The sequence below is a fragment of the Salinicola lusitanus genome (assembly GCF_038648475.1).
GTDB lineage: Bacteria > Pseudomonadota > Gammaproteobacteria > Pseudomonadales > Halomonadaceae > Salinicola > Salinicola lusitanus.
Genome location: NZ_CP151919.1, coordinates 3381660 through 3398940 on the forward strand (window position 1 = coordinate 3381660; position 17281 = coordinate 3398940).

A 17281-nucleotide genomic window follows, 5' to 3' on the forward strand; every position below is an offset into this window, starting at 1 on the left:
CCTGACGTCAGTCGGCTCTTTCCTTACGAATATCAGATTCGACAACTGGGCGAGACTATGATCGAAGTCAAACGAGGCCTGGATCTCCCCGTCGCGGGGGCGCCGGAGCAGCGTCTCGACGAGGGGCGCGCCGTGCGTCACGTCGCGCTGCTCGGGTCCGACTATGTCGGCATGAAGCCGACCATGGAGGTCCGTGAAGGCGACCGCGTCAAGCGGGGCCAGGTGTTGTTCACCGACAAGAAGGTGCCGGGGGTGCGCTATACCGCGCCCGGCGCCGGCGAAGTGGTTGCCATCAATCGGGGTGAGAAGCGTCGCCTGTTGTCGGTCGTCATCAAGCTTGATGAAGAAGAACAGAGCGAAACGTTCACGGCGTATGGGGTGGACGGGTTGGCGTCGCTCTCACGCCAGCAGGTGGTTGATCAACTGGTCGCGTCCGGCCTGTGGACGGCGTTGCGCACGCGGCCGTTCTCCCGGGTCCCGGCGCTCGATGCGGTGCCGGCGGACATTTTCGTGACGGCCATCGACACCCATCCGCTGGCGGCAGATCCCAGGGTGATCATCGATGCCGACAGCGATGCCTTCCGTCAGGGGCTGGAGGTGATCCGGCATCTGACCCCCGGAAAGCTGTTCGTGTGTCGCCGTGGCGACAGCCCCTTGCCGGGAGATGACCTCGACGGCGTCGATGCCCAGGGCTTCGACGGCCTACATCCCGCCGGTCTGGTGGGGACGCATATTCATTACCTTTCGCCGGTGGGACTGCAGCGCCAGGTGTGGCATCTCGACTACCAGGACGTGATCGCCATCGGCAAGCTGTTCGTCGAGGGCCATCTCGACCCGACCCGCGTCGTCGCCATCGGCGGCCCGCGGGCCAAGAACCCCCGCCTGGTCCGGACGCGGCTGGGCGCGAGCAGCAGTGAGCTGCTCGAGGGCGAGATCGAGCAGCCGGAGGGGACGCGGGTCATCTCGGGATCGATCTTCGGTGGCACGCAGTGCGAGGGGAGCCGCCAGTTCCTGGGGCGCTTCCATCGTCAGTTCTCGCTGCTGGAAGAGGGCAACAAGCGCGCCTTCATGGGTTGGCTGTCGCCCGGTCGCAATCGCCATTCGGTGATGGGGATCTACGTCTCCCAGTTCCTGGGACTGCCCAACTACGCGCCCAATACCTCGACCAACGGCTCCGAGCGCGCCATGGTGCCGATCGGCGCATACGAGAAAGTGATGCCGTTGGACATCATGCCGACCCAGTTGCTGCGCTCGCTGATCGTCGGCGACATCGAATCGGCGATGCAGCTCGGCTGCCTGGAACTGGACGAGGAAGACCTCTCGCTGTGCACCTACGTGTGCCCCGGCAAGTACGAGTATGGTCCCATCCTGCGCGACAACCTGACCATGATCGAGAAAGAGGCCTGACGATGGGGATTCGCAACACGCTCGACAAGCTGGAGCCTCATTTCGAGAAGGGCGGCAAGTACGAGAAGTTCTACGCCCTCTACGAGGCGGTCGACACCATTTTCTACTCGCCGCCCAGCGTCACCAAGAGCATGACGCACGTGCGCGACGGGATCGACCTGAAACGCATCATGATCACGGTCTGGGCCTGTACTTTCCCGGCCATGTTCTTTGGCATGTACAACGCCGGCTATCAGGCCAACCTGGCCATTGCCGATGGTTTCAGCGCGATCGGTGGCTGGCGCGAGACGCTGACCATGGCGCTGGCGGGTAGCCACGATCCGGCGAGTATCTGGGCCAACTTCGTCCTTGGCGCCACCTACTTCCTCCCCATCTACCTGGTGACGTTCGTGGTGGGCGGTTTCTGGGAAGTGCTGTTCGCGGTCAAGCGTGGCCACGAGGTCAACGAAGGCTTCTTCGTCACCTCCGTGCTGTTCGCGCTGACGCTGCCGGCGACCATCCCGCTGTGGCAGGTGGCACTCGGCATCACCTTCGGCGTGGTGATCGGCAAGGAGATCTTCGGCGGTACCGGCAAGAACTTCCTCAACCCGGCCCTGACCGGACGTGCCTTTCTCTACTTCGCCTATCCGGCCCAGATCTCCGGTGACAGCGTCTGGGTGCCGGCCGACGGCTATACCGGTGCCACGGCGCTCTCCAATGCGTCGCTCAACGGCATGGAAGGCCTGCATCAGCAGTACAGCTGGTGGGATGCCTTCTTCGGCTTCATCCAGGGGTCGGTGGGAGAGACCTCGACCCTGGCGATTCTGATCGGTGCGGCGGTGCTGCTGCTGACGCGTATCGCCTCCTGGCGCATCATGGCCGGTGTCATGCTCGGCATGATCCTGACCTCCACGCTGTTCAACTTCGTCGGCTCCGACACCAATCCGATGTTCGCGATGCCGTGGTACTGGCATCTGGTGCTGGGCGGGTTCGCCTTCGGCATGGTGTTCATGGCCACCGATCCGGTGTCGGCGTCCATGACCGATCGCGGCAAGCTGATCTTCGGTGCGCTGATCGGGGTGATGACGGTGCTGATCCGCGTGGTCAACCCGGCATTCCCCGAGGGCATCATGCTGGCGATCCTGTTCGCCAACCTGTTCGCGCCCCTCATCGACCACTATTTCGTGCAGGCTAACATCCGGCGACGCCAGAAGCGGCTCGCGAGCCTGGCGCCGGCGCCCACGCCCACGCCCACCGAGAAGGAGGCTGTCTGATGGCGAGCAACAACTCGATCAAGAAGACGCTGATCGTCGCATTCTCACTTTGCGTCGTCTGCTCGGTGGTCGTCTCTTCCGCAGCCGTGGTTCTCAAGCCGAAGCAGGTTCAGAACCAGGAGCTGGATCGCAAGAGCAACATCCTCCAGGTGACCCAGCTCTACAAGCCGGGCGACGATGTCGAGGAGAAGTACGCCGAGCTGATCACCCCGCGGGTGGTCGATCTCAAGACCGGCGAATATTCCGACGACCTGGATCCGGACAGCTACGACCAGTTCGATGCCGCCAGGGACCCGGCCACCTCTCGCACGCTGTCGGGTGAGGACGATATCGCCGGCATCGGGCGTCAGGAGAACTACTCCACGGTCTATCTGGTCGGCGATCCCGACGATCCGGAGCAGATCGTCATGCCGATCCGGGGCCAGGGACTGTGGGGCCTGATGGAAGGTTTCTTGTCCGTGCGTGGCGACGGCAATACCATCGTGGGTCTATCCTACTACGACCAGTCGGAGACGCCGGGCCTCGGTGGCGAGGTCGACAACCCGCGCTGGAAGGCCAAGTGGGACGGCAAGAAGATCTACGAGGGCGATGATTTCCAGGATCCTCAGATTCAACTCGTGAAAGGCGGTGCCAGCGGCGAATACGAAGTCGATGCGCTGTCGGGGGCCTCGCTCACCAGTCGGGGCGTCACCAACATGTTGCGGTTCTGGCTGAGTGACGAGGGCTACGCCCCGTACCTGGCCCGATTCCACGACGATTCCCAAGGAGGTGCGTGAAGATGGCTACCGACTCCGTGAAAGACGTCGTCCTGTCGCCGGTGTTCAAGAACAACCCGATTGCCTTGCAGGTACTCGGGATCTGTTCGGCGCTGGCGGTGACCAACTCCATGAGCGTCTCGCTGGTCATGGGTCTGGCGGTGATTGTCGTCACGGCCTTCTCCAGCATGTTCGTATCGTTGATCCGCAATCACATCCCATCGTCGATCCGCATCATCGTGCAGATGACGATCATCGCGTCGCTGGTGATCGTGGTCGACCAGGTGCTGCGCGCCTATGCCTACGACATGTCCAAGCAGCTGTCGGTGTTCGTCGGCCTGATCATCACCAACTGCATCGTCATGGGGCGTGCCGAAGCCTATGCCATGCAGAACGGGCCGGTGATGAGCTTCCTCGACGGCGTCGGCAACGGCCTGGGATATGCGGTGATCCTGCTGATCGTCGGTTTCGTGCGTGAACTGCTGGGCTCCGGCAGCGTGTTCGGCCTGACGATCCTGCCGACCGTCCAGAGCGGCGGCTGGTACGTCCCGAACGGCCTGATGCTGCTGCCGCCGTCCGCGTTCTTCGTCATCGGGCTGATGATCTGGGTACTGCGCTGGTTCAACCCGGAGCAGATCGAGAAGACCGAATATCGCATCGTTGCCAACAGCAAGGCCAAGATCAAGGAGACCGCCAATGTTTGAGCACTATCTCAGCCTGTTCGTGAAGGCGGTCTTCGTCGAGAACATGGCGCTGGCCTTCTTCCTCGGCATGTGTACCTTCCTGGCCGTGTCCAAGAAGATCTCCTCGGCCATCGGCCTGGGCATCGCCGTGATCGTGGTCCTGACGATCACCGTGCCGGTCAACAATCTGATCCTGAACTACCTGCTCAAGGCGGGCGCGCTGAGCTGGACCGGCCTGGAAGGGGCCGAGAACATCGACCTCAGCTTCCTGGGACTGTTGAGCTACATCGGCGTCATCGCCGCCATCGTCCAGATTCTGGAGATGTTCCTCGACAAGTTCGTGCCGGCACTCTACAACGCCCTGGGTGTGTTCCTGCCGCTGATCACGGTCAACTGCGCCATTATGGGGGCGTCGCTGTTCATGGTGCAGCGCGACTATACCTTTGGCGAGTCGGTGATCTACGGCGCCGGGGCCGGCGCCGGCTGGGCCCTGGCCATCATGGCGCTGGCGGGTATCCGCGAGAAGCTCAAGTACAGCGATGTACCGGGCAGCCTGCAGGGTCTCGGCATCACCTTCATCACGGCCGGGTTGATGTCGCTGGGCTTCATGTCCTTCTCCGGCATTCAGCTCTGACACCAACATGACCGGGTGGCGTCGTGACAGCGGCGCCGCCGCAAACAGGAATATAGGAATCCGACATGGTTGATACATCCATCATCGTGCTCGGCGTCGTCATGTTCACCGTGATCGTGCTGGGTTTGGTGGCCATCATTCTGGCGGCGCGCAGCCGGTTGGTGAGCAGCGGCGACGTGGCGATCGAGATCAATGGCGACCCTGACAACACCGTGACCACCCAGGCCGGTGGGAAGCTGCTGCAGACGCTCGCCGCCAACGGTATCTTTCTCTCATCGGCGTGTGGCGGCGGCGGCTCCTGCGCCCAGTGCAAGTGCCAGGTGAGTGACGGCGGCGGCTCGATCCTGCCGACCGAAGAGTCTCACTTCACGCTGCGCGAGAAGAAGGAGGGCTGGCGCCTCTCCTGCCAGGTGCCGGTCAAGCAGGACATGAAGATCCGCGTCCCCGACGAGGTGTTCGGGGTCAAGAAGTGGGAATGCGAGGTGACGCAGAACCCCAACGTCGCGACCTTCATCAAGGAGCTCAACCTCAAGTTGCCGGAAGGCGAGGAAGTCGCCTTCCGGGCCGGCGGCTACGTGCAGCTAGTGGCGCCGCCCTACGACATCAAGTTCTCGGACTTCGATATCGAGGAGGAGTACCGCGGGGACTGGGAGAAATTCGGCCTGTTCGACATCTCGCACAAGAGCGACGAGGAGGTGATCCGCGCCTACTCGATGGCGAACTACCCGGAAGAGAAGGGGCTTCTCAAGTTCAACATCCGTATCGCGACGCCGCCGCCCAAGTCGAACCATCCGCCGGGCCTGATGTCGACCTACGTCTTCGCGATGAAGCCGGGCGACAAGGTGACCGTGATGGGGCCGTTCGGCGAATTCTTCGCCAAGGATACCGACGCCGAGATGGTGTTCATCGGCGGCGGCGCGGGCATGGCGCCGATGCGCAGCCATATCTTCGACCAGCTCAAGCGGCTGAAGTCGTCGCGCAAGATGTCGTTCTGGTACGGTGCGCGCTCCTGGCGGGAGACCTTCTACAACGAAGAGTACGACCAGCTGGCCGAAGAGTTCGACAACTTCGAGTGGCACCTGGCGCTCTCCGACCCCCAGCCGGAAGACAACTGGGAAGGGCCCACCGGGTTCATTCACAACGTGCTCTACGAGAACTACCTCAAGGATCACCCGGCACCGGAGGATTGCGAGTACTACATGTGCGGGCCGCCGATGATGAATGCCTCGGTGATCAAGATGCTGACCGATCTCGGCGTCGAGCCGGAGAACATCATGCTGGATGACTTCGGCGGATGATCGGATCGCAACGGCGCCGAGCGACAGGGCCGATCCTTCTGGGGTTGGCCCTGTTGCTATTCGCACTGCTGGCCGGGTGCGAGCGTGACCCCCAGTCCTACCGGCTGGAGGGGCCGATCTTCGGTACCGGGTTCCATATCACCTTCTACGGCGACTACGACGACGACCAGCTCGCCGACATCGAGCGCTCGGTCAAGGCGGCACTGGACCGGGTCGATCACCTGATGTCGACCTACAAGCCGGACTCCGAGCTCTCCAGGTTCAATCAGGCGCCGGTCGGGGAGCCGTTCCAGCTCTCGCCGCAGACCGCGGAAGTGGTCCGCGAGGCCATTCGGATCGGTGACATCTCCGACGGCGCCTTCGATGTCACGGTCGGCGCGGCGGTGAACCTGTGGGGATTCGGGCCGGACAAGCATCCGGATCGCGTACCCGGCGACGACGCCATTGCCAAGGCGCTGCAAGAGGTCGATTACCAGGCGCTGAAGCTCGATGGCAATACCCTGACCAAGACCAAGCCGGTCTATGTCGATCTGTCGGGCATTGCCAAGGGGTATGGCGTTGACGCCGTGGCGCGGGCCCTGGATGCCCTGGGCGTGCAGCGCTACCTGGTCGAGGTGGGTGGCGAGATCCGCACGCGGGGCAGCAAGCCCGGCGACGAGCCGTGGCGGATCGCGGTGGAAAAACCGATCTCGAACGAGCGCAGCGTGCAGCGTATCATAGAGCTGGATGATTCGGCCGTGGCGACATCGGGCGACTACCGTAACTATTTCGAAAGCGACGGCAAGCGATACTCGCACACCATCGATCCGCGCACCGGCCGGCCCATACAGCATCACCTGGTCTCGGTGACGGTGATCACGTCCGACTGCATGACGGCCGATGCGCTGGCCACGGCGGTGGAGGTCATGGGGCCGGACGCGGGCTATGCCATGGCCGAGCGGGAAAACCTGGCGGTCTATCTCGTTGTAAAAACCCCGGATGGCTTTGAAACTCGGGCCTCGACCGCGTTTCAGCGCTACCTGAAAGACTCGGATTAGGAGGATCAGTCATGACGATCTGGATTCTGGCCTTTGCCATCATGCTGCTGCTGGTCGGTGGCATGGCGATCGGCGTCATCCTCGGGCGCAAGCCCCTTGCCGGCTCCTGCGGCGGTCTCAACACGCTGGGCCTGAAGAACGGGTGCGAAATCTGTGGCGGCAACGATGAGGTCTGCGAGGAGGAGAGTCGCAAGAACCTGGCCGGAGCGCGTCGGCGCAGCGACGAGAATCGCGGCGCGGACCTGGGTTACAACGCCGTCAAGCGTTGAGTGACATGCGGGGCAACGGCGTCGCCACGAGCCAATCGAATCGGAAGCCATCGGGTAAGGAGTAGGCGAAGCACATGGCAGTTCACAATTACGACCTCGTGGTCATCGGCTCGGGGCCCGCGGGAGAGAGCGCGGCAATCAACGCGGCGAAGCATGGCAAGCGTGTCGCCATCGTCGAGCGGCAGTCCTCGGTCGGTGGCAACTGCACGCACTGGGGGACCATCCCCTCCAAGGCGCTGCGGCACCAGGTCAAGCAGATCATGCAGTTCAACACCAACCGCATGTTTCGCGATATTGGTGAGCCCCGCTGGTTCTCGTTTCCGAAGGTTCTGGAACGCTCCCGGGTGACGATCGATCAGCAGGTCGAACTCCGCACCAAGTTCTACTCCCGCAACCGTATCGATCTGTTCTTCGGCGTGGCCCGTTTCCGCGACGAACACACCGTCGTGGTTCGCGACAATCACGAAGGCGCGGAAGAGCTCAGTGCGCCGCAGTTCGTGATCGCCACCGGGTCGCGCCCTTACCGGCCGGCGGACGTCAACTTCCGTCACCCGCGGATCTACTGTTCGGACACCATTCTCGGCCTGTCGCATACGCCGCGCACCCTGATCATCTACGGTGCCGGTGTGATCGGGTCCGAGTACGCCTCCATCTTCTCCGGCCTGGGCGTCAAGGTCGACCTGATCGACACTCGTGAGCGGCTGTTGTCGTTCCTCGACGACGAGATCAGCGACGCGCTCTCCTATGAGCTGCGCAACTACGGCGTGCTGATTCGGCACAACGAAGAGTATCGCAGTGTCGAGGGGGATGAGGCCGGTGTGGTGGTCAATCTGGAGTCCGGAAAGCGTCTGCGCGCCGATGCCTTCCTGTGGGCCAACGGCCGCACCGGCAATACCGACGAGCTGGGGCTGGAGAACATCGGGCTGGAAGCCAACGGTCGCGGCCAGTTGCAGGTGGACGACCACTATCGCACGGCGATCCCGCACATCTATGCGGTGGGGGACGTGATCGGCTGGCCGAGCCTGGCGAGTGCGGCCTACGACCAGGGCCGCAGTGCCAGCGACGAGTTCCTCGGCGAGGATTTTCGTTTCGTCGACGATATCCCCACCGGCATCTACACGATTCCCGAGATCAGTTCGGTGGGCAAGACCGAGCGGGAACTGACCGAAGCCAAGGTGCCCTACGAAGTAGCTCAAGCCTTCTTCAAGGATACCGCCCGCGCGCAGATCACCGGCGATACCGCCGGCATGCTCAAGATTCTGTTCCACCGCGAGACGCTGGAGATTCTGGGGATCCACTGTTTTGGCGACCAGGCCTCGGAGATCGTCCATATCGGCCAGGCGATCATGCAGCAGAAGGGCGAGGCGAACACGTTGCGCTATTTCATCAATACCACCTTCAACTACCCCACCATGGCCGAGGCCTATCGCATCGCGGCCCAGAACGGCCTGAACCGGCTGTTCTGAATCCGGCCAGCCAGCGCGCCCGACTGGTCGGGCGCGCCCGGGCTGACTCAGGCGAGTCGAGTCACGGCTTCTCTGTCGTTTGCTGACGTTCGATAGCGATCTGCAGCGCCGGGTTGCGATAGCGATAGACCCGCAGGCTCTTCAGAAACACATCGTCTTCCAGGCGCTGATCGGATCGACGGGCGCGGGTTCGCGTCTTCGGTGGATGTGCCGGCGGATCATTGAGATGCGGTAGCTTCAGCGCGGGATCCGGGATGAACAGGGGCAGCGGCAGGTTCATGGCCCGACGCATGCGCCCATCCTCCAAAGCCTCGCGGAAGAACAGATTGGCTCGCATCACCGGCGCCTGCTGCTGGATCTGTGCCAGGGGTTCGTCGCTGGGGATGTCGGCGAGCTTGCGCAGTTGAATTTGAATGTGCGGCGCCGCGAGATCCATCTGCTTCAATCGGGCTTCTGCATCGGCAACGCTGAGGCGCTTGATCGAGCGGCCGCTGGTGTACCAGGCAAGCCTGATGCGCGAGAGCGGCGCGTCGGCGACCGGCAACTGGCGCCAGCACTGCTTGAGATGCAGGCGGGCCAGCCCCTGGCCTCGCAGGTGGTCGTGCAGCACCGGATGTCGGAAGGGCAGGACGGCCTTGATCTCGGGGATCAGTCTCGGCGCGGAGTGACGGATGCGTTTCAGTGTCGCGGCAAATCGTGCCTTGGCGTAGTTGACCGCTTCGACCGCTTCCATGATCGCCGGTCCGGCGACGATCACACCGATGTAGTTGCGCGTTTCACGACCATCCTGCCCATCCTGATACCAGAAATCGGTCAAGGCGCGGCGGAGCCAGCTGGCGTCGACGGCCGAATCGCCCAGTGCCCAGGCGGGTGTCGGGTCGTCGGCGTAGGCCGTTGCCAGATGCTCGACCGCATCGATCAGGTGGTCGAAGTCGGATTCGAGCTCGGCCAGCAGGCGATACTGCAGTTCCATTGACGGGTCCCGAGAGGTGGCTTTCGGTTTATACCGTTATCTTAGCTGCTGTTGCAAGTGGCGGAAAGCGGTGGGGCGGTGCCCACACCGGAACTTGGCCGACAGCGCTGCCGCCGTGTCCGGCGGCAGCGACACGACGAGAGCGGGTCAGCGGTCGCGGTAGCGGCGGGTCAGGTCGGCGTAGGCGTCGACGCGGCGGTCGCGCAGGTAGGGCCAGATCCGGCGAACGTCCTCGCTGCGTGACAGATCGACATCGACCAGCAGGTTCTCGCTCGCTTCGCCGGCATGGGCCAGCAATTCGCCCTGAGGACCACAGACGAAACTGCCACCCCAGAAGTCGATGCCTTCGCCAACCTGCGATAGATCGGCTTCATGGCCGACGCGGTTGGCGACGAGGACCGGCAGGCCGTTGGCGACGCCATGAGAGCGCTGGATCAAGGTCCACGCCTCTTTCTGGCGCTGCTTCTCCGCGGCGTCGTCCGAGGGCGTCCAACCGATCGCCGTGGGGTAGAGCAGCAGGTCGGCGCCCGCCAGGGCCATGAGACGGGCGGCTTCCGGATACCACTGATCCCAGCAAACCAGTACGCCGAGGCGGCCGACGGAGGTGTCGATCGGCTCGAACCCCTGGCTCGCGTCCTCGTCGCCCGGGGTGAAGTAGAATTTCTCGTAGAAGCCGGGATCGTCGGGAATGTGCATCTTGCGGTAGTGTCCGACGCGGCCTCGGGCGCGATCCAGCACGATCGCCGTGTTGTGATAGAGGCCGGCGGCGCGGCGCTCGAAGATCGAGCCGACGATGACGATGTCCAGCTCTCTAGCCAGCTCGGTCAATCTCTGCCCGGTCGGTCCGTCCAGCGGCTCGGCGAGATCGAAGAGCGCGGTGTCCTCGGACTGGCAGAAATAGTGGGTCGCGTGCAGCTCCTGCAGCAGGATCAGTTCGGCGCCCTGGGCGGCGAGTTCGCGGATGCCGGCTTCGCTCGCATCGAGGCTGCGCTGTTTTTCCGGCCAGGCCTGCTGCTGCACCAGACCGATCTTGAGTGTCTTGGACATTGTCTCTCCTTAACCTGGGAAGAGTGCGGGGTTCAGCGAACCTCGCGGCAGCTGCATGGTTAGACAGTGGAGACTGCCATGCTGGCGAATGACGGCACGGCAGTCGATCGGTATCACGTCGCGACCGGGGAAGGCCTCGTCGAGCACCTTGAGCGCGCGGTAATCGGCAGCGTCACCGTAGGTCGGCACCAGCACCGCGCCGTTGATGATCAGGAAGTTGGCATAAGTCGCCGGCAGGCGATGCCCGTCTTCCGGGTCGAAACATGGCTTGGGCCACGGCAGCGGCAGCAGACGATAGGGCGAGCCATCTTCGCGCCGCAGGGCCTTGAGTTCCTCTTCCATGGCCATCAGCGCTTCATGGTGCACATCGTCGGGGTCATCGCAGCGTACGTAGGCGATCGTTGCGGGATCGCAGAAACGCGCCAGCGTATCGACATGGCTGTCGGTATCGTCGCCCTCGAGATGGCCGTGCTCGAGCCACAGCACGCGAGAAACGCCGAGCTGTTCCGCAAGCTGGTTTTCGATCGCGTCGCGATCCAGGCCCGGATTGCGATTGGGGTTGAGCAGGCAGGCGCGAGTCGTCAGCAGGGTGCCTTCGCCATCGGTATCGATGGCGCCGCCCTCGAGGATCAGCGCTTGCGATACCACGGCGGCCGCGAACAGCTGTTGGTCGGCCAGTGTCCGGGTCAGCGCATCGTCGCGTTCGGCCGCAAACTTGCCGCCCCAGCCGGTGAAGACGTAGTCGAGCAGCTCGAGAGTGCCGTCGCGTTCGATGGCGATCGGGCCGTGATCTCGTGCCCAGGTATCGTCGCTGGGCGCCACTGCGAGATGGTAACGGGCGGCATCGACCCCTAGCGCCGCGAATCGGGCGTCCAGACGGGCCCGCTGGCGATCGTCGTGGACGACGATCAGCACCGGCTGGTAGCGCGTGATCGCGACCACCATCGCTTCCAGCGTCGCCTCGATGTGCTCGAGCAGCGGCGCCCAGTCGCTGGTCGGCGTCGGCCAGGTCAGTTGGATCGCATCTTGCGGGTGCCATTCGGGGAACAGACGCAGGGTCATGGTGTCTCCATTGCGCATAAGGGCCAGTGTGCGTCAGAGCCGATGTCGAGGACGCGGCATTGTAGAGCCTGAGCGTGACGCTGCAAGAGGTCGACCGACACCTGCCGAGGGGCATTCGATCGATAATATCGCCGCCGTTCCACGGTATCCGCCGCCCAATCGCCGACGGAGTGACAGTCTAGCGTGGGGGATGTGGCTGGCAAGCGACAAATCGCGTGGCAGACGAGCGTTTGCCGCAACCGTCAAAACCCGTAACATGAGCCGCTGCTGACAAGGAACCCTACCTGATGCTTGACCGCTTACCCTTTCTGGTGGGCCTGAGATATGTTCGGGCCAAACGACGTAACCACTTCATCTCCTTCATTTCACTCACCTCCATGCTCGGGCTGGCGCTCGGGGTCGCGGTTCTGATCCTGGTGCTCTCGGTCATGAACGGCTTCGATCATGAGCTCCGCACTCGGGTGTTGGGCATGGTGCCGCATACCCGCATCGAGCAGCAGGGCGGCATGCAGGACTGGAAGGCATTGGCCGAGAAGGTCGATCAGCACAAGGATGTGATCGCCTCCGCGCCCTACGTGCAGCAGCAGGGCATGTTCTCGGCCAGCGGTCGCACCCAGGGGGCGATGGTCACCGGGGTACAGCCGGAATATGAGCGCAAGGTCTCGATCATCGGCCAGCACATGCAGGCCGGTTCGCTGGACGATCTGTCGCCCGGCAGCTGGCACGTGGTGCTCGGCTCGCTGTTGGCGCGCAATCTCGGCGTCGGCGTGGGAGACCGGGTCACCCTGCTGGTGCCCGAGGCGTCGATCACGCCAGGTGGTGTCTTCCCGCGGCTCAAGCGCTTCACGGTCAGCGGCATCTTCAAGGTGGGAGCCGACCTGGACGCCAATCTGGCCTATGCCAATATCGAGGACATGCAGACACTGGCTCGACTTGGCGACAAGGTCGATGGGCTGCGTCTCGAGCTTGACGATCTTTTCAAGGCGGGTCCGGTGACGCGGGACATCGTCTCGAATCTGGGCGCCGGCTATCGCGGCCTCGACTGGACCTACACCCACGGCAACCTGTTCCAGGCGATCCAGATGGAAAAGCACATGATCGGCCTGCTGCTGATGGTGATCGTCGCGGTGGCGGCGTTCAACATCGTCTCGACACTGGTCATGGTGGTTACCGACAAGCACGCGGACATCGCGATTCTGCGCACCATCGGCGCCAAGCCGAAATCGATCATGGGCATCTTTGTGGTGCAGGGCCTGGCGATCGGGATCATCGGTATCGTGATCGGCGTCATCGCGGGCGTCATTCTGGCGTTGACGGTGTCCGATATCATCGCCTGGTTCCAGGCGGCCACCGGTATTCAGTTCCTCGATCCCAATGTCTATTTCATCAGCTATCTGCCATCGCGGCTCGAAATGAGCGATCTCGTCGTGATCGTCTCCAGCGCCTTCGGCCTGACCTTCCTGTCGACGCTCTACCCGGCCTGGCGAGCGGCGCGAATTCAGCCAGCGGAGGTGCTGCGCTATGAGTGAACTCGACTCTCGATCATCCGCCAGCGGAGACAACATCATGCTCGACTGCCGCCAGCTCACGCGGGTCTACAGCGAGGGGCCGCAGGATATCACCGTTCTGGACCACCTGGACCTGCAGGTGCGAGCCGGCGAGCGGGTGGCTGTCGTCGGCAGCTCGGGCTCCGGCAAGACCACGCTGCTCAATCTCCTTGGCGGCCTGGATCGGCCGAGCGGCGGCGAGGTCATCATCGGTGGCCAGTCGTTGGCGGGGCTAGGTGAGGCGGCGTTGGGCAGTTTCCGCAATCGCTATATCGGCTTCGTCTACCAGTTCCACCACCTGCTGGCGGAGTTCACCGCGGCGGAAAATGTCGCGCTGCCGCTGATCATTCGCGGCCAGACGCGCAAGGTCGCGGTCGACAAGGCGCAGAAGCTGCTGGATCGGGTCGGGATGGCGCCGCGAGGCGCGCACAAGCCGGGCGAGCTGTCGGGCGGTGAACGCCAGCGCGTGGCCATTGCCCGGGCGCTGGTCACCGATCCCAGCCTGGTGCTGATGGACGAGCCCACCGGCAATCTGGATCAGGATACGGCGGGCAATATCCTCGCCATGATGGACGAACTGGCGGCGACCACCGATTGCGCGTTCGTGGTGGTCACCCATGACATGTCGCTGGCGGCGCATCAGGATCGTACGATGCGCCTGGACCGAGGCCAATTGAGCGCCGTCTGACATCATCAGCTAAAGCCGAAGCCGCCCTGGACGATCAATAGTCCAGGGCGGTTTTTTTTGCGTCCGCGCACTCGCCGGGCACGGTATCGATGGCGTCGCCTCGGCGCCGCTCACTGCCGCTGCCGGCGCTGTCGCCGTCTGGCACGTTTGCGCCAGCTACGGTAGATCTGGAACCGCCAGATCAATCGCACCAGAACGTTGCCGGCGGTGGCCAGCACCAGTCCGACGATGACCGAGCCGACCGCCAGCGGCAGGATGATGTGAGCCATCTGCTCGGCGATCCACATGGTGGTGATGTGATCCGGGACCTGACGCGCGGGATAGTTCATGACCCAAGCGCCGACCCGATAGTTGAAGTAGAACACCACCGGCATGGTCAGGGGGTTGGTCAGCCAGACCAGACTGACGGAAAGCGGCAGGTTGGCGCGCAGGCAGTAGGCACCGAATGCCGCCAGCAGCATCTGGCCGGGAATGGGCAGCATCGCCGCGAACAGGCCGACCATGCAGGCGTTGGCGACACTACGGCGAGAGAGTACCCACATCGCCGGATCGCCCAGCATGTGGTGCATGAATCGCAGCGAACGAGTGCGCTGCAGCCTCTCCTGGCTGGGGATGTAGCGTTGTAACCATCGACGAGACATGAGGCCGCTCGCTGGACGAAGAAGGCCCATTATCCATACAACCCCAAGGGCCCGCCATGTTAACTCCTCCATCGAGAAGGCTTGGCCTTGCCGGGCATTGAAGCGAAAAGACGGACCTGGGCATGGGTCCGTCGTGCCGGCTGGGCCATGCCGTTGGCGCTGGCCGCGCTCGTCGGCCAGCGCATCGGCGGCGCGGAAGCCTCACTCTGGGGCGTGCCGTGGGCCATGGCCGGTGTCGGCCTGGTACTGGCGCTCTGGAGACGGTCGCTGTGGGCGGGCCTGGCGACGCTGGCATTCCTGGTCTGTGCCCATGATGTCGGTCAGCAGCGCCACGGCGTGCTGCCTCCGTCCTTGGCGGGGCACGAGTTCGTGCTGACCGGTCGCATCCTGTCCCTGGACGCCGATCAGCGCCGTTCCCGCTTCCTCTTCGATATCGATGGCTGTCGTCCCACCGAGCCGGATGACGCCTGTCCCGCGGCCACGCGGGTCAGATTGTCCTGGTACGGCGCCCCCGAGCTGCAGCCCGGGGAGCGCTGGTCGTTCAATACCCGCCTGCGCGAGCCGCTGGGGTTCGCCAACCCGGATACCTTCGATTACGGCGCCTGGCTCTGGCGGGAGGGGATTCAGGCGCTCGGTTACGTTCGCGACGAGTCGCCACGACGCCTCGCCGGGGCCGCTTTCTCCCTGCGTCGGCTGGCGCTCGGCCAGCTGGAGGAGATGGCGCTGTCACCCAGAGGCAAGCGCTGGCTGGCGGCATTGACGCTCGGCGCGGGAGAGCGGCTCGACGATGACGATTGGCGGCTGCTCAACGCCACGGGAACGACCCATCTGATGGTGATCTCGGGTCTGCACGTCGGCCTTGTCGCGACGCTTGTGTTATGGCTTCTCCGGCGTCTGTCGCGCTGGTTTCAGCCACTCTCCTGGCGGATGACGGTCTGGCCGTGGATCGGGGCTGGGGCAGCGGCGTTCGCCTATGCCGGGCTGGCCGGCTTCGAGCCTCCCGCCACCCGGGCCGCGATCATGACCGCGGTCGGGCTCTGGGCAGCCAGCGGACGTCACGCCCCCGGCTGGTGGCAAGCCTGGTGGCTGGCCCTGGGGCTGACTGTGATCAGTGACCCGCTCGCGCCCTGGCGGCCGGGTCTATGGCTCTCTTTTCTGGCCGTTGCCGTGTTGATCGTGGCGTGGTCGGGACGCCCCCGTCCCACCGGCTGGAGAGGGTGGGGAATCGCGTTGCTGCGCAGCCAGTGGCTGCTGGCGCCGTTCATGGCGGCAGCGGTGCTCCTCGCCTTCGGGCGCCTGTCGCCGGTGGCGCCGCTGGTCAATCTGTTCGCCGTGCCGCTGGTCGGTAGCGTGATGGTGCCGCTCGGGTTCGTGGGCTGGCTTTTCAGCGGCTGGCCGGCAGTGGCGAGCGGGATCTGGTGGCCCTTCGACCAACTGGCGACGGCGCTGGCCGCCGTTCTCGCCGGCGCCGCCGACAGCTGGCCGTTGTGGAGCCCCGCGCCCTGGTGGCGCTGGCCGATCGCCTCGGCCTTGACGCTGTGGGGGCTGCTATGGCTGCTGCCCGGTGTGGAGCGGTCGACGCGGGCGTGGGCTTGCCCCTCGCTGCTGATACTCGTCGCGCTGCTGCGGGCGCCTGGCCTGGAACGGAACCAACTGGTCGTCACCGTCTACGACGTCGGCCAGGGGCAACTGGTCGAGCTGGAGACGCGGGAGCGGCGCGTGCTAATCGATACCGGCCCCCGTTTCGGCTCGGGGTTCATGCCGGCCTCCCTGCTGTGGCCGCCGGGCCAGCGATTCGACGATGTCGTCGTCACCCACAGCGATACCGATCACTCGGGAGGGGTCGCCGCGCTGCGCCGGGAGCATCGGGTGGAGCGCTGGTGGGCGCCTCGCGGCAACGAGCTGGGGTTGCCGTCGCGTCCCTGCGAGGCCGGTGGCGGCTGGCAGGAAGGGGAGGCTTCGTGGCGTTTTCTCTCGCCGCCGGCCGGCGATGTCGCCGCCAACGCCAACGACCGCTCCTGTGTCCTCCTGGTGACGCTGGGCACGCGCCGGGTGCTGATCACCGGCGACGCCGGGGCGGGTCGGGAGCGTGAGTTCGTCGACGCGCTCGAGCGTGGGCCGCTGGGGCGCCGCCGCCTGGATGTGCTGGTGGCAGGCCATCATGGCAGCGCCACCAGCTCGTCACCGACTCTGGTCGCGGCGACGCGCCCGCGCGAGGTGGTCTTCAGCAGCGGACGCGGCAATCCGTTCGGCCACCCGGCGCCGGCGGTCGTGCAGCGCTTCGTCGATGCCGGGAGCCGGGTCTGGAACACGGCTTATGATGGTGCGGTACGTGTCGTGTTGACGCCATCCGAGCTCGAGGTCTCCACCCAGCGCCATCCGGGATGGTCTAGGCGCTCGGCTGTCGACGCGGGGGATGTTGGGGTAGAATCCAGCCCCTGATGGGCGCCCGGGGGCGCACAACGGCGGAGCGGGGCTTCGTCGACGCTCGTCCCCCCGGTGTCCTGGCTGAACGGTGTGC

At 64.4% G+C, this 17281-nt stretch carries 16 protein-coding genes; 12 read left to right on the plus strand and 4 right to left on the minus strand.

Translation table 11 applies throughout. The annotated features are described in order from the left end of the window. The first annotated feature begins 57 nt into the window (after nucleotides 1–57). From AAGT95_RS15165 to sthA, 9 genes are all read left to right on the plus strand, one after another. Nucleotides 58–1407, plus strand: coding sequence for a Na(+)-translocating NADH-quinone reductase subunit A (locus AAGT95_RS15165; protein ID WP_110600166.1), 1350 nt, complete (start codon nucleotides 58–60; stop codon nucleotides 1405–1407). Nucleotides 1408–1409: 2 nt separating this feature from the next. Beyond that, complete coding sequence (locus AAGT95_RS15170) at nucleotides 1410–2660, plus strand: NADH:ubiquinone reductase (Na(+)-transporting) subunit B (protein WP_342594376.1); 1251 nt, start codon at nucleotides 1410–1412, stop codon at nucleotides 2658–2660. Next, nucleotides 2657–3436: a Na(+)-translocating NADH-quinone reductase subunit C gene (locus AAGT95_RS15175; protein ID WP_110600162.1), complete on the plus strand. Its 780-nt coding sequence runs from the start codon at nucleotides 2657–2659 to the stop codon at nucleotides 3434–3436. Before AAGT95_RS15170 ends, AAGT95_RS15175 begins: the two co-directional genes overlap by 4 nt. 2 nt (nucleotides 3437–3438) lie before the next feature. Next, nucleotides 3439–4119 carry an NADH:ubiquinone reductase (Na(+)-transporting) subunit D gene (locus AAGT95_RS15180; RefSeq protein ID WP_110600160.1) on the plus strand — a complete coding sequence of 227 codons (681 nt, stop codon included), beginning with the start codon at nucleotides 3439–3441 and terminating at the stop codon, nucleotides 4117–4119. Continuing rightward, the gene (gene nqrE, locus AAGT95_RS15185) at nucleotides 4112–4732 is read left to right on the plus strand and encodes an NADH:ubiquinone reductase (Na(+)-transporting) subunit E (RefSeq protein WP_110600158.1); all 621 of its coding nucleotides are present in this window, start codon (nucleotides 4112–4114) and stop codon (nucleotides 4730–4732) included. Before AAGT95_RS15180 ends, nqrE begins: the two co-directional genes overlap by 8 nt. 65 nt (nucleotides 4733–4797) lie before the next feature. Further along, nucleotides 4798–6030, plus strand: a complete 1233-nt coding sequence (gene nqrF, locus AAGT95_RS15190) for an NADH:ubiquinone reductase (Na(+)-transporting) subunit F (protein ID WP_110600156.1) — start codon at nucleotides 4798–4800, stop codon at nucleotides 6028–6030. Continuing rightward, complete coding sequence (locus AAGT95_RS15195) at nucleotides 6027–7067, plus strand: FAD:protein FMN transferase (protein WP_342594377.1); 1041 nt, start codon at nucleotides 6027–6029, stop codon at nucleotides 7065–7067. Before nqrF ends, AAGT95_RS15195 begins: the two co-directional genes overlap by 4 nt. A gap of 11 nt (nucleotides 7068–7078) precedes the next feature. Beyond that, nucleotides 7079–7336 carry a (Na+)-NQR maturation NqrM gene (nqrM, locus tag AAGT95_RS15200; protein ID WP_110600152.1) on the plus strand — a complete coding sequence of 86 codons (258 nt, stop codon included), beginning with the start codon at nucleotides 7079–7081 and terminating at the stop codon, nucleotides 7334–7336. A gap of 74 nt (nucleotides 7337–7410) precedes the next feature. Then, complete coding sequence (sthA, locus tag AAGT95_RS15205) at nucleotides 7411–8802, plus strand: Si-specific NAD(P)(+) transhydrogenase (RefSeq protein ID WP_110600150.1); 1392 nt, start codon at nucleotides 7411–7413, stop codon at nucleotides 8800–8802. A gap of 61 nt (nucleotides 8803–8863) precedes the next feature. Here the strand turns inward: sthA and AAGT95_RS15210 are convergent, their stop codons facing one another. From AAGT95_RS15210 to AAGT95_RS15220, 3 genes are all read right to left on the minus strand, one after another. Continuing rightward, the gene (locus tag AAGT95_RS15210; RefSeq protein ID WP_342594378.1) at nucleotides 8864–9775 is read right to left on the minus strand and encodes a DNA replication terminus site-binding protein; all 912 of its coding nucleotides are present in this window, start codon (nucleotides 9773–9775) and stop codon (nucleotides 8864–8866) included. Between the two features lie 147 nt (nucleotides 9776–9922). Further along, nucleotides 9923–10822 (minus strand): carbon-nitrogen hydrolase, encoded by a 900-nt coding sequence (locus AAGT95_RS15215; protein ID WP_342594379.1) that lies wholly within the window; start codon nucleotides 10820–10822, stop codon nucleotides 9923–9925. A 9-nt stretch (nucleotides 10823–10831) separates the two neighbouring features. After that, nucleotides 10832–11884, minus strand: coding sequence for an agmatine deiminase family protein (locus tag AAGT95_RS15220; protein WP_342594380.1), 1053 nt, complete (start codon nucleotides 11882–11884; stop codon nucleotides 10832–10834). Nucleotides 11885–12171: 287 nt separating this feature from the next. Between AAGT95_RS15220 and AAGT95_RS15225 the strand changes: the two genes are divergently transcribed. Then, entirely contained in the window at nucleotides 12172–13413 is a 1242-nt protein-coding gene (locus tag AAGT95_RS15225; protein ID WP_110600142.1) for a lipoprotein-releasing ABC transporter permease subunit, read from the plus strand. Continuing rightward, nucleotides 13406–14119: an ABC transporter ATP-binding protein gene (locus AAGT95_RS15230; protein WP_110600140.1), complete on the plus strand. Its 714-nt coding sequence runs from the start codon at nucleotides 13406–13408 to the stop codon at nucleotides 14117–14119. Before AAGT95_RS15225 ends, AAGT95_RS15230 begins: the two co-directional genes overlap by 8 nt. Before the next feature lie 110 nt (nucleotides 14120–14229). Here the strand turns inward: AAGT95_RS15230 and AAGT95_RS15235 are convergent, their stop codons facing one another. Next, entirely contained in the window at nucleotides 14230–14760 is a 531-nt protein-coding gene (locus AAGT95_RS15235; protein WP_110600138.1) for a DUF2062 domain-containing protein, read from the minus strand. Between the two features lie 87 nt (nucleotides 14761–14847). Here AAGT95_RS15235 and AAGT95_RS15240 point away from each other — a divergent pair, with 87 nt between their 5' ends. Beyond that, nucleotides 14848–17202 (plus strand): DNA internalization-related competence protein ComEC/Rec2, encoded by a 2355-nt coding sequence (locus AAGT95_RS15240; RefSeq protein WP_342594381.1) that lies wholly within the window; start codon nucleotides 14848–14850, stop codon nucleotides 17200–17202. Nucleotides 17203–17281 lie beyond the last annotated feature (79 nt).

Excerpts from the sequence above, each read along its gene's own strand:
- sthA (WP_110600150.1), top strand. The coding sequence starts at position 7,411 with ATGGCAGTTCACAATTACGACCTCGTGGTCATCGGCTCGGGGCCCGCG.
- AAGT95_RS15225 (WP_110600142.1), top strand. The coding sequence starts at position 12,172 with ATGCTTGACCGCTTACCCTTTCTGGTGGGCCTGAGATATGTTCGGGCC.
- nqrM (WP_110600152.1), top strand. The coding sequence starts at position 7,079 with ATGACGATCTGGATTCTGGCCTTTGCCATCATGCTGCTGCTGGTCGGT.
- AAGT95_RS15170 (WP_342594376.1), top strand. The coding sequence starts at position 1,410 with ATGGGGATTCGCAACACGCTCGACAAGCTGGAGCCTCATTTCGAGAAG.
- AAGT95_RS15165 (WP_110600166.1), top strand. The coding sequence starts at position 58 with ATGATCGAAGTCAAACGAGGCCTGGATCTCCCCGTCGCGGGGGCGCCG.
- nqrE (WP_110600158.1), top strand. The coding sequence starts at position 4,112 with ATGTTTGAGCACTATCTCAGCCTGTTCGTGAAGGCGGTCTTCGTCGAG.
- AAGT95_RS15215 (WP_342594379.1), bottom strand. The coding sequence starts at position 10,822 with ATGTCCAAGACACTCAAGATCGGTCTGGTGCAGCAGCAGGCCTGGCCG.
- AAGT95_RS15210 (WP_342594378.1), bottom strand. The coding sequence starts at position 9,775 with ATGGAACTGCAGTATCGCCTGCTGGCCGAGCTCGAATCCGACTTCGAC.
- nqrF (WP_110600156.1), top strand. The coding sequence starts at position 4,798 with ATGGTTGATACATCCATCATCGTGCTCGGCGTCGTCATGTTCACCGTG.
- AAGT95_RS15235 (WP_110600138.1), bottom strand. The coding sequence starts at position 14,760 with ATGTCTCGTCGATGGTTACAACGCTACATCCCCAGCCAGGAGAGGCTG.
- AAGT95_RS15195 (WP_342594377.1), top strand. The coding sequence starts at position 6,027 with ATGATCGGATCGCAACGGCGCCGAGCGACAGGGCCGATCCTTCTGGGG.
- AAGT95_RS15220 (WP_342594380.1), bottom strand. The coding sequence starts at position 11,884 with ATGACCCTGCGTCTGTTCCCCGAATGGCACCCGCAAGATGCGATCCAA.
- AAGT95_RS15230 (WP_110600140.1), top strand. The coding sequence starts at position 13,406 with ATGAGTGAACTCGACTCTCGATCATCCGCCAGCGGAGACAACATCATG.
- AAGT95_RS15180 (WP_110600160.1), top strand. The coding sequence starts at position 3,439 with ATGGCTACCGACTCCGTGAAAGACGTCGTCCTGTCGCCGGTGTTCAAG.